The sequence below is a fragment of the Paraglaciecola sp. genome, from assembly GCF_051252315.1.
Taxonomy (GTDB): Bacteria; Pseudomonadota; Gammaproteobacteria; order Enterobacterales; family Alteromonadaceae; genus Paraglaciecola.
This window is the reverse complement of sequence record NZ_JBPOFP010000127.1, coordinates 1-11,894: the sequence shown is the minus strand read 5'-3', so window position 1 is coordinate 11,894 and position 11,894 is coordinate 1. Positions and strand designations below refer to the sequence as shown.

The following is an 11,894-nucleotide window of genomic DNA, read 5'->3' as shown; positions in this document are numbered from 1 at the left end:
TTATTTAAGTTATATTTCGCAGCTAGAATTTTTATATCTGTTACACATGAGTAAAGCTCTATGCAAACTAGAGGATACTCAGTTTAATTCATGACCTCAGTCGAGTTTTAATGCGGTACTTGTAGGGTTTTTGCTGTACACATATAGTGACCGTGCAGAATTAAACTGGGATGAACGTTTTGATTTCATTTAACAAAGCTAGGTAGATAAAGAGATAAAATTATGATGAAAATGTTCAAAATTGGAAGAACCGAGGTTATCGGCGGGGGGATTGCGTTAGCTGGATTAGTCTTACTTGTTATTTTTGCGACACAGATCAGTTTCAGCATTAGGCTGGAAAGTTGGTTCAGTCAGGAATATTGGGTGCAGTTTAAGCCATTGGTATCAAGCATATTGTTGCTTAGCGCGGGTATGTTAGCCGTTTTTAAACGGCCCACTGCAAATTTCACATTAGCCTTGTTTGGTCATACTATTTCAGAAGAAATAATGTTTGGTTGGCTAGGATTAACTAATCTCAGCTCCAGCTTTTTCGATTTGTTTGGCGTTAAAAATTTCAACTTTCCCGAGCATGCAATATTATGGTTTTTTGGTTTATCACTCATTTCCTTGTGTATTGCTTATAGCAATGTACTAAACCTGAGGCGTGTATCCCTTAGCGAAGCTTTGATTGGAATAACCACTGGAGTAGTTGTGAGCTTTTTGCCCACCTTCTTGTAACTCTTATAGCTCTTCTTTCGAGCAGTGTTGATAAGTGTTTACTAGGTCTTATCTTTAAACTCTGCAGGAACCAGTTTAAGCAGTTTTTCTTCGACGAGTTTCACATTTTTCCAGGGGCTAATTTGGTGCGGTTTGATACGCGATCGATGTGAGTGTCCACAGCTATTGTTGGCCAGTTAACGTATAACTAAGGTAGACGTCCTGGTGCTTTTGAACCCACTTATTTAAACTTCACCGTGAATATCCATGATTGCGTTATTGCGGTGTCACTTTACATACACTCTATGTATATCACCTTCAATTGTTTTCAGCTGACTCAATACCAAGCCGGATTGAGTGACATCATATTCATAATAACCATGAAGCTTATGTCGAGATTCTAATTCTGAGTTGGTTATTGAAAATTGCTGTAGATAAAACTGTCTGCTTTCGTTTGTGACAAAGAACAAATTATCTCCTCTAATTTGCGGATCAAAATAAGCATAGGGCATCAGCTTATTTAACTCTAAAGGCTTAAATTCAGCTAGCCGAACGGAATTTTTCCTTACTTCTAAAATGGCGCTTAACGAGCTTGCATAAACTCTTCCGGTTGATTTTTCAATCATATAAATAGTGCTTAAATCATAGTGATCAGTGAAAAAGTACAGCCACCTTTTAAAATCAACAGTATCTAGCTGATTATTACCATTAAAAAAGGTATGGGGTTTTTCGGGGTCTTTTGTTGACACAACAAAGTCTTCATTACTAAGCCAATTAATGTTGTGAATTTGTGTTTGGCTAGAAAAAACTTGGTAGGGTTTCAACTCAATAATGGGGGAGGTTAAATTAAGTAGTTTATTAACAGGGATTTTCCAGACAGAGCTTTGATCCGCGATCAGTAAATATTTATCGTTAGGAGAGACTTGAAGGTTAGTAAATACTTTATGCTGTTGAATGTTTAATACGTTTGTCGCCTCACCATTGGACAAGTCACCTAGGTAAACTTGATTTTTTCCAGAACGACTAGATACAAAAAAGTAGTAGGCTTGTTGATGAAGGAGTGCAGGAATTGTGTCGTATACAATCGAGTTATTGAACCGAGTTTGTGAGTCATCAAAAGCAAGTAACGTTTCTATATTAAAATTAACCTGCCGAGTGCCAAATAAAAGTTGATCATCTTGAAACAAAGACATGTCATTAGAAAGATAATGACTAACGTTAACTATTGTAGCTCCCTTATCGTCCTCGCTCGTTGCGGCAACTTGGCTCCGCACAATTTGATGTGATGGAGGTGCGGTTGAGTAGAAAACATGTTCCGAATCATGGTCCCAAATGGCCTCAGTCACTAAATAATCAAACGTTTTATGGCGTGATAGCTTTTCGCGATTAATATCTAAAACATAGAAAGTGGTTTGACTAAGTGAATTGCTACTCATTATCAATAATTTATTGTTGTCGGGTGACAAATCAATACTTAGATTACCTCTAGCTTCTGCTGCTGGCTGCTTTGTTAATTCGTGACTATCTTTTTGTATATCATACTGGTACACCTGAAAAGAAGATTGACCTGATTTACGTGCGGTGTAATAAATGATCTCAGCATCGTCATTTAACACTATGTCTTGTATCTGACTTGTCTGGCAACTAAAAATGGCGGTGATATTGTCTAACGTTTTAAATTGATTGAGCTTTGCCTTATAAACATTACAGTGGGTGTCAAAATCAGCAGAAAAATACACATAAATCCCTTCAGGTCTTTTGGTAGCGGCTATCAAGTGAGAAATGTCGTATTGGCCAATATTTACGTTTTTGACATGATTCGTTTGCACGTCCTTTATCCATAATGAGCTCTTAGATTGGCTTAGTTTTTGATTTAGAAATAAAATTTTGCCGCTGCTGGGGATTGCGCGTGGTGAAAAATCGACACCTTCTTCTCTAGTTACTTCTAAGCTCGATAATGGGCGACTACTGTTATTTTCGTTGAGAATAATAAATATCGCCAACAATATAACAACCAAGCCAACAAATGATGTCGTTACTAAAGGCGAGAATCGCTTTGGTCGCTTACTTAATGAGAAAGGAGCTTTCTCAGAAATTGTTTTGACTGGGCAAATTAGTCGATAACCTTGCTTTGAAACCGTTTCCACGTACTTAACATTTTTCGGGTCATCGCCTAATAGTTTCCTTAAATTGGCGATATGCTTGTTAACGGTATTGTCAGAAACAATTCTGCCAAACCAAAGATGTTCAAATAGGTCATCTCGAGTCACGATTTGGTTGGGGTTATTGAGCAAATATACGAGTAACTGGAAAGTCTTCGGTTCAACTTCTACTAGTATTTCCCCTCGATATACTTTTGAATTCGCTATATCAATTTTAAAGTCACCAAGTTGCAACATATAGGTAATCAAGCCTTAAATAGATAATATCGATGTTATTCTGTCTTGTTTAATAACAAGTTTGAAGTTTTACTCTTCAAATAGATAAATAAATTCACTCTTTTTCACCTTTTATTCACCTATTCTTCATTACTCCGAGCTCAGAGAAATGTACGCTTTTTTGCAAATGAATATTAAAGGAGGCATATATGAAAAATATAATTCAGGTGGCTATGGTCATATTTACAACTCTTACCGTTGGAGGTGCTTTTGCGTCTGAGCAAAACGATTTATTGAAAATAAAAAACACCGCGACTGACATTGTTGAGCAATACAATAAACTTGGTTGGTTTAGCGGAACAGTGCTAATTGCGAAGGGCGGTAAGGTGTTTCATCGCCAACAGGTTGGCATGCAATCACAAACGCTAGGTGTAAAAAATACTGCGTACACTCGATACAATATTGGGTCAATCATGAAAGCGTTTACTGCAGTATTAGTGTTACAACAGGTGCAATCGGGCCACTTGAAAACAACAGATACCTTAGATAAATTCAAATTAGGCTTTACTGACCCTGACACAACCAATATAACCATTGAGCACTTGCTAACACATCGTTCGGGCTTACCAGATATATTTAATGCCCAATACAGAGAAAACCCATTAGCATATGAAACGGTAACACAACGACTACATTTACTGCTCGATACCACTTTATTGTTTGATCCAGGTACTCAAAAAAAGTATTCCAATTATGGTTACGTTGTTTTAGGCGCAATTTTAGAAAAAGTAACGGGACAATCATTTGAAACATTGCTTAATGACAATATATTTTCGCCGGCAAAATTAGCCAATTCGAGTTTCAAACCACTGATCAATCTACCTCAGCAGTCAACTCGATATACTTACCTGTATAACAATAGTCTAAAAGAAGTGGGAATTACTGAGCACCCCGGACCAGATGGAGGCATAGAGTCAAGTGTCGAAGACATTCATCAGTTTGTTCGTGCGCTATTTTATCGAGATGACCTGCTTAATCGTACACTTCCCAAAAACCGAAGCTTTTTCAAAATGGATCAAGATAGTTGGCGTTCATACGGTGGTGGAAGCGGTGTCAGTGCCGCGGTAGAAGTTGATCTAAAAAGAGGTTATGAAATAGTCGTTTTGGCTAACTCTGATAGCCTCGTTGCTGAATTCATTTCACAAAGAATCCTTACTTTTATAAACACCGGAGAGTATTCTGAGATTAAGCCTAAAGCGTCTAATTTTGCTTATCAATATTATCAAACACAGCACCCTGAGCCGTCTTTTTCATTTTTTAAAGAGGCTTACCAAAAAGCAGGGTATAGTTCTTTTATTGGGAAAACCTTAAATCAATTAGCCATGGAGTTAATCACTGAACACTGCTGGAAAGAAGCTTTTGACACATTAAATTATTTACAGCTTTTATATCCCAAAGCGCCACAAGTGTATGACAGTTTGGCCTTTGCATATTACAAAAAAGAAGAGTACCTCCAGGCGAAGTTAACTTTTGAAAAGGCTAAATCATTATCACCAAACTTTAAAAGTGATTACAGTGCTAATGACTATCAAAAGGACTAGGTTTGACTGTATCGCCATGAAGCGTTTTGTAACGTGTTACTAGAATTAGCCAATTACAGACGCTCAAATCGGGTAGAACTATCACTATGCTTTGTATCTAGTAAAAAAAACGTGAGTTGACAACTAGGTACAAAGCATCCAGTGTTTTAATGGTGAGGTTGTGGATGTACTGTACTAACTTTTAAATGAAAGCCGCATTTATTTAGAGGCTAAGTGCTATAAGTTCTTTTTTATTCGGTTTTATCTTTGAATTCACACAAGTCTTCGATAATGCAGCTACCACACCTTGGCTTTCTTGCTACACAAGTATAACGCCCATGCAGGATTAACCAGTGGTGTACATCTACTTTAAATTCAGCAGGGATGACCTTGAGAAGCTTTTCTTCGACTTTTTCTACTGTTTTACCCATGGCCAATTTAGTTCGGTTACTTACACGATATATGTGGGTGTCTACGGCTATGGTAGGCCAGCCAAAAGCTGTATTGAGTACAACATTCGCTGTTTTACGGCCAACGCCGGGTAGGGCTTCAAGGGCCTCGCGGCTTTCAGGTACTTCTCCACCATGTAAATCGACTAACATTTGGCAGGTTTTCATGGTGTTGACGGCTTTGGTGTTAAATAAACCTATGGTTTTGATGTAAGACTTTAGACCTTCAAGCCCTAAGTTCAATATAGCTTGTGGCGTATTCGCTACTGGATACAGTTTATCTGTAGCTTTGTTTACCCCCACATCTGTAGCTTGTGCTGAAAGTAGCACAGCAATGAGTAACTCAAATGGACTACTAAAATTAAGTTCGGTTGTGGGGTGGGGGTTGTTATCCCTTAGTCGTGTCAGTATTTCTAGTCGTTTGGATTTATTCATTTTTATATTTATATTTTTTTATTTGCAATTCAATTTCTAGTTTTTAACTTCTGTCTTTTGGGCTTCTGGTTTTAAATTCAGGCTTTTAACTTTCTGTAGTCACTCGGGCTCTTTGTACCACTTTTTGTTCTTCTTTAGTGGTGAACAGTTTTTCCATATGGTCATCTAATAGGTTTTTAAGGGCAATTATTAGGCCCATGAACAAAAAGGCGCCTGGCGGCAAGATAGCCAGTAAAAATGGGCTGTCGGTTTCAAACACTGTTATTTTTAATACACTTGCCCAGTCACCCAATAATAAGTTTGCTCCATCAAATAAGGTCCCGTTGCCTAGCAGTTCACGCATTGCACCTAACAACACTAACACTAAGGTAAAACCTAAACCCATCATGAGCCCGTCGAAAGCGGCGTTGCCTAGTTTGTTTTTTGAGGCGTAAGCTTCTGCTCTACCGATTATGGCGCAGTTGGTGACTATTAGTGGAATAAATATGCCCAAGGCTTGATACAGCTTAAAGGTATAGGCGTTCATGAGTAGTTGCACTATGGTCACAAAAGCCGCGATGATCATTACAAAGATAGGGATACGTATTTCATTGGGTATCCAATTGCGAATTATAGACACAGTGGCGTTAGAGCCAATCAAAACTAAAGTGGTGGCAATGCCTAAACCCAAACCGTTAGTTAAAGTTTGTGTAACAGCCAGTAGCGGACATAAACCTAGTAGCTGAATCAGGGCAGGGTTGTTTTTCCACAAACCTTGCCACGTTAACTCTTTATATTCATTCATCACTGACCCCTTTTTCAGTCAGGCTGGGCTTGCAGACATTTTCGCTGCTAAATATGTCATCACGATTGGCTAAGTAAAATTCAATGCTTTTTTTAACAGCCCCAACAACCGCTCTTGGTGTGATAGTGGCACCGGTAAATTGATCAAACTGCCCGCCATCTTTTTTAACAGCCCACATGTGGGCGTTATCTGCATTATATTCTTGCTGGTTAAAATCGAGGATCCAATCGTTTATTCTTAATTCAATTTTGTCACCTAAGCCCGGTGTTTCTTTGTGTTCTAACACGCGCACACCAGACACTGTCGCCTGCTTTGAAACCTGTGCAGGATCAGCTGAGAACATGCCCACCACTAGTTTGATTTTACCACTGTAACCGTCTGGTGCTGTGGTTTCGATTGCCACCGCAGTGGGTTGACCTTGGCTGGTTGCTCGATAAATCCGAGAAGGTGTATCAGTTCCTAAAAAATTAGGGGCTGTGATCTCAGCACAATCAAGGTGAATGTTATTGTCATAACTATTTTCGTCTACCACAGCATTTAGAATCGATAACAACTTCTTTTGTTGTTGCTCGGCTATTTGTTGTTTGGTGCCAAAATACGTCAGAGCGATTAAGCCAGTGGTCACTACAGCAAAAATACCCAAGATAAGACCGTTTTTTGTCATGTTACTTTGTACTGTTTGGCTCATGACTGATTACCTTTGGTATTTTTTGTACCTGAGGCCGGATGGCCATATGTACGAGGGCGAGTGTAATAATCGATTAGTGGCACCGCCATATTCATAATGACTACTGCAAAAGCAATGGCATCAGGGTATCCACCCCAAGTCCGTATGATATAAACCCAGCACCCGATAGCCGCACCAAATATCAACCTACCTTTATTGGTTGTGGCTGCAGAGACAGGATCAGTTGCGATAAAAAAAGCCCCAATAATGATACTGCCGTTGAGTAGGTGGAAGATGTTTGATGGAAACAAATCTGAATCAACCAAAGACATAACTGAAGCACAAACAAATAAGCCAGCAATAATACTGGTAGGAATATGCCAGTTAATGACCTTTAGTTTTATTAAATATAAGCCACCAGCTAAGTAGGCTAAACTAATCCAGCTAGACGCCACTCCCAGACCACTGACCACGCTATCAAATATCTTGTGTTCTAATCCTTCTGAGTAGGTAAACCCTTGAGTTAAGCTAGTTTTTACCGTATCAAGCGGAGTCGCCATAGTGACTCCATCAATATCTGTTTGTAATTGACCTAGGCTAAACCCTTCTACGCTATATTGGGTAAAGATGGCAGATACTGCATCCCAGAAGTTATGGGAGTATTGAGCTAAATTATTTGGCGGTAACCATTGTGTCATTTGTACCGGAAAAGATACTAATAACATGACGTATGCGGCCATGGCTGGGTTAAATATATTAAAACCCAAACCTCCGTAAAGTTGCTTTACCACGGCAATGGCAAAGAACGTCCCAATTACAATCACCCACCAAGGAGCAAAGGGTGGAATACTAATAGCTAGTAGAATGGCGGTTACCATGGCACTGTAATCTTTTAAGGCTTTCTCAAAGTCTCGTTTGCGCAACTCAAGAATGGCGGCTTCTGTGACTGTGGCTGTGATAATTGCCAACATGATTTGAACAATAGTTCCCCAGCCAAAAAACCAAGTTTGCATCAAGATACCTGGGATGAGCGCAAACAAGACCAACTTCATCACTTGACCTAGATCGCGATGAGCATGTTGATGAGGTGAGCTCGCTAATTTGAAATTCATGATGGTTTATCTTCTTTTTTTACTTGTTCTTTTTCAATTTGCGCTTTTTCGGCTTGGGCTTTTTCAGTTTGTCTTTTGGCTTTGGCTTTTGCCACAGCTTGCGCAATACGACGCTTTTTAATGGCTAACGCGTCGTTTTTGGCGTCTGTGCTGGCTTCTTCTTGCACAGGAGTTTGTGTTTCTTGTGTCTGGTCTACTGCTTTTTCATCTTGGTTCTTTTCTGCAGCAGGAGTAGGCGCTTGGGCTGTTTCGCTAGGTTCATTACTAGGTTTGTCACTAGGCTCAATTGTATTGGCTTGTTCTGATGTTTTTTGTTTCGCTCGTTTCGCTTTAGCCTTGGCTACGGCAGCAGCGACTCTAGCTTGTTTAACATCGGCTGCTTTAGATGAAGAAGGATCTAACTCTGTTTCTTTGCTCTTCGACTCTTTCGCTGAAGTATTTGGTGCAATACTTTTAGGCTCGATGATTGCGCCTGTTTGAGAGCCTAGATGTTTTTTACTTTTTAAAGTTTCATTCTCATTATTGCTGAGACTCTCTGATGCAGGTTCTTCATTATTTTTTGCTGTTTGAGCTGCCGCTGCTTTTTTGGCTTTTGCTCGCGCTATGGCAGCTTGTACTCTTTGATTGGAACTGGCTGGTTTTTTAGCTGTAGTCTTGTCAGCTGAGGCACCTGTTTCTTTGTCAGCAGGAGCGTCAGCAGGGGTATCAGCAGTTGTGTCGGTAGGGGAATCAGTTCCTGCTACTTGTGTTTCTAGCTCAGTAGAAGGATTTGAACCCTGTTGTTCTGCGACATCTTTTGTATCGCTTTCAGAAACTGTATTTTCTTGGCTGGCTGACAAAGCTTGTTTTTTGGCTTTTGCCCGGGCTAACGCGGCGGCAATCTTGTCTTTCGCATTACTGCCTCTAGACTCCATCGCTTGTTTTCTTGCTTCTGCAGCTAACCTATGTTTTTCGTCTCTTGCCGCTTGTTCAGCAAGTAATCGAGCTGCACGTTTTTCAAAACGTTCTCGGGCTTTATCGGCTTGTTGTTTTTCGTCTTGTTCATTTCGAATTTCAGCTTTCGCAACTCGATAATAATGTACCAGTGGGATCTCACTTGGACATACGTATGCACAAGCGCCACATTCAATACAATCAAATAAATTGTATTCCTGCACTTTGTCTAATTCTTTGGCTTTAGCGTGCCAGAACATTTGCTGAGGAAGTAAACCCGCGGGGCATACATCGGCACAGGCTCCACAACGAATACACGCTTGTTCATCCAGCTCGGCCATTTCTTTGTCAGCCGGAACTAACACACAGTTACTGGTTTTTATGACGGGAACAAGTTCATTGGTTGCTGTGAATCCCATCATAGGTCCACCTATGATGACGCGCGGTTGTTTTTGAGTTTCTTCTAGATAATCACATTGCTCTAACAAGTGTTTAAGAGGCGTACCTATCAAGGTCCAATAATTAGAGGGTTTTTCTAACGCTTCGCCAGTGACAGTCGTGACCCGTTGGATCAACGGTTTACCTGAGAAAATGGCATCGGCAATGGCATAACAAGTTCCCACATTTTGACTGATAACACCCACATCAATGGGTAAACCCTGTGCAGGCACTTCACGACCCGTCAATATTTGAATAAGTTGTTTTTCACCACCAGACGGATATTTAGTAGGCACTTCTACCACTTTATACAAAGGGTTTTCCCTACAGGCCGTTTGCATTGCTTCTAATGCTTCTGGTTTGTTGTTCTCAATGGCAATAATAACTTGTTTAGGTGATACAAGGTGCGTTAACACGTCTATACCTTGACGTATTTGCCAGGCATGTTCACGCATTAACCTATCGTCGGCTGTGATGTAGGGTTCACATTCCACACCATTAATAATTAAAAACTCGACCTCTTTATCTGTAGACAATTTTATGTGTGATGGAAAACCCGCACCACCCATTCCACTGATCCCTGCATCACAGATTTTACCCAACACCTCTATTTTGGGCTGGTCTTGATAGTCCATCATGGGACTTAGCTCACCCCAAGTATCTTGGTCGTCACTTTCTATTTCGATGGTTAACTCAGGAATACCCGATGGGTGAGGGGATACATGTTTGTCTATTGCTTTAACTGTACCTGATGTTGGTGCATGAATTGGCACTGCAAAGGGGTTAGCGCTTTTGGTTAATGCTTGGCCTTTCAATACTTGTTGACCTGCTTCAACAATAATATTGCCTTCAACACCCTTATGTTGTTTAACTGTCACATACAAGGTTTTAGCAATCGGCAAATTGGCGATGGGTTTTTGATTTGAAATATCTTTTCGTTCAGGTGGGTGAATTCCACCAGGAAAATCCCATAACTCTTCTTGATCTAGTTTATGAACGATTTGGTCAAAGCTAGTATGCATACTCACCGCTAATTAATTTGTTTAACTGGAATGGCATCTAATTTCCATTGCCAAGAAGCTGTATTACTTTCAACTGGCACCATATCGATACAATCTACAGGGCAAGGCTCTACACATAGATCACAACCAGTGCATTCATCTACCAATACAGTATGCATTTGTTTAGCCGCACCCATGATGGCATCTACCGGGCAAGCCTGAATACACTTTGTACAGCCAATACACTCATCTTCGCGAATGTAGGCCACCTTTTTTACATCTTCTTGGCCATGGGCTGCATCTAATGATTTTGCTTCAACTCCCATTAAATCTGCTAGCTTTTTAATGGTCGCTTCGCCACCTGGCGGGCATTTATTTATTTCATCACCCGTGGCTATGGCTTCTGCGTAAGGCTTACACCCTGGATAACCGCATTGTCCACATTGGGTTTGCGGTAATATTTCATCAATTTGATCTACTAAAGGATCACCTTCCACTTTAAATTTAATGGCAGCAAACCCTAAAATGGATCCGAAAATCACGGCCAAAATACCTAAGGCTAATAAAGCGGTCATAATTGCGATAGTAAATGACATTAAAATTTAACCAAACCAGTAAAGCCCATAAATGCCAGAGACATAAGGCCGGCTGTGATCATGCCAATCGATGCGCCTTTAAAAGGTTTAGGTACATCTGCTACTGCCAATCTTTCTCGCATGGCGGCAAATAATATTAATACTAAAGAAAACCCAACGGCTGCGCCAAATCCGTAAATAATCGACTCAACAAAATTATGTTCTTTATTAATGTTTAATAAAGCCACACCTAACACCGCACAATTGGTGGTGATTAAAGGCAGGAATATACCTAACAGACGATAGAGTGTTGGGCTGGTCTTATGCACAACCATCTCAGTAAACTGTACCACTACCGCAATGACCAAAATAAAACTTAAGGTACGTAAGTAACCAATGCCCAGGGGTAACAAAATATAGTGTTCAACTAAATAACTTGATAAAGAAGCTAACGTGAGGACAAAGGTCGTGGCCATAGACATGCCTATAGCTGTTTCAAGTTTTCCGGATACACCCATGAAAGGGCATAGCCCAAGAAACTGCGCCAAAACGAAGTTGTTGACTAAAACAGTGCTGATGAGTAGCAATAGAAATTCGGTCATCTTTTGTAGATATCTGCCAAAGGTGTTGAAAACCTGCTTATTATCTTAGTTTAAGCGCCTATTAACAACTTGATATTAAAAAGTTTATTGGTATTTGAGTAAATAAATTGAAAAAAAGAGTCAAACGAAAAAGATTAGCTAGATAAGGAGTAAGAATTGAGCCAAATTTGGCTCCCCCTCCCCGACTCGAACGGGGGACCTGCGGATTAACAGTCCGTCGCTCTAACCAGCTGAGCTAAGGGGG

At 40.2% G+C, this 11,894-nt stretch carries 10 protein-coding genes and 1 pseudogene; 2 read left to right on the top strand and 9 right to left on the bottom strand.

The window, feature by feature from the left end:
- The first annotated feature begins 222 nt into the window (after window positions 1-222).
- Entirely contained in the window at window positions 223-717 is a 495-nt protein-coding gene (locus ACSHXM_RS18440; protein WP_435691234.1) for a hypothetical protein, read from the top strand.
- 53 nt (window positions 718-770) lie between these two features.
- Here the strand turns inward: ACSHXM_RS18440 and ACSHXM_RS18435 are convergent.
- Both ACSHXM_RS18435 and ACSHXM_RS18430 read right to left on the bottom strand, forming a co-directional pair.
- Window positions 771-892, bottom strand: a pseudogene (locus ACSHXM_RS18435) (endonuclease III); the annotation flags it as partial.
- Window positions 893-983: 91 nt separating this feature from the next.
- Entirely contained in the window at window positions 984-3,095 is a 2,112-nt protein-coding gene (locus ACSHXM_RS18430; protein ID WP_435691232.1) for a winged helix-turn-helix domain-containing protein, read from the bottom strand.
- 188 nt (window positions 3,096-3,283) lie between these two features.
- On the opposite strand from ACSHXM_RS18430, the gene ACSHXM_RS18425 reads away from it, so the two are divergent.
- Window positions 3,284-4,675 (top strand): serine hydrolase, encoded by a 1,392-nt coding sequence (locus tag ACSHXM_RS18425; RefSeq protein WP_435691230.1) that lies wholly within the window; start codon window positions 3,284-3,286, stop codon window positions 4,673-4,675.
- Window positions 4,676-4,905: 230 nt separating this feature from the next.
- Here ACSHXM_RS18425 and nth read toward each other — a convergent pair whose 3' ends face one another.
- From nth to rsxA, 7 genes are all read right to left on the bottom strand, one after another.
- Window positions 4,906-5,538: an endonuclease III gene (gene nth / locus ACSHXM_RS18420; RefSeq protein ID WP_435691228.1), complete on the bottom strand. Its 633-nt coding sequence runs from the start codon at window positions 5,536-5,538 to the stop codon at window positions 4,906-4,908.
- Window positions 5,539-5,623: 85 nt separating this feature from the next.
- Entirely contained in the window at window positions 5,624-6,322 is a 699-nt protein-coding gene (locus ACSHXM_RS18415; RefSeq protein WP_435691226.1) for an electron transport complex subunit E, read from the bottom strand.
- On the bottom strand, window positions 6,315-7,010 hold the full coding sequence (gene rsxG, locus ACSHXM_RS18410; protein ID WP_435691224.1) for an electron transport complex subunit RsxG: 696 nt from the start codon (window positions 7,008-7,010) through the stop codon (window positions 6,315-6,317). Before rsxG ends, ACSHXM_RS18415 begins: the two co-directional genes overlap by 8 nt.
- A complete protein-coding gene (rsxD, locus tag ACSHXM_RS18405; protein ID WP_435691222.1) occupies window positions 7,007-8,101 on the bottom strand; it encodes an electron transport complex subunit RsxD in 1,095 nt (364 codons plus the stop codon). The genes rsxG and rsxD overlap by 4 nt, the downstream gene beginning before the upstream one ends.
- Window positions 8,098-10,494, bottom strand: a complete 2,397-nt coding sequence (rsxC, locus tag ACSHXM_RS18400) for an electron transport complex subunit RsxC (protein ID WP_435691220.1) — start codon at window positions 10,492-10,494, stop codon at window positions 8,098-8,100. The genes rsxD and rsxC overlap by 4 nt, the downstream gene beginning before the upstream one ends.
- 8 nt (window positions 10,495-10,502) lie before the next feature.
- A complete protein-coding gene (rsxB, locus tag ACSHXM_RS18395) occupies window positions 10,503-11,069 on the bottom strand; it encodes an electron transport complex subunit RsxB (RefSeq protein WP_435691218.1) in 567 nt (188 codons plus the stop codon).
- Entirely contained in the window at window positions 11,069-11,650 is a 582-nt protein-coding gene (gene rsxA / locus ACSHXM_RS18390; protein WP_435691216.1) for an electron transport complex subunit RsxA, read from the bottom strand. The genes rsxB and rsxA overlap by 1 nt, the downstream gene beginning before the upstream one ends.
- Window positions 11,651-11,894: the final 244 nt, after the last annotated feature.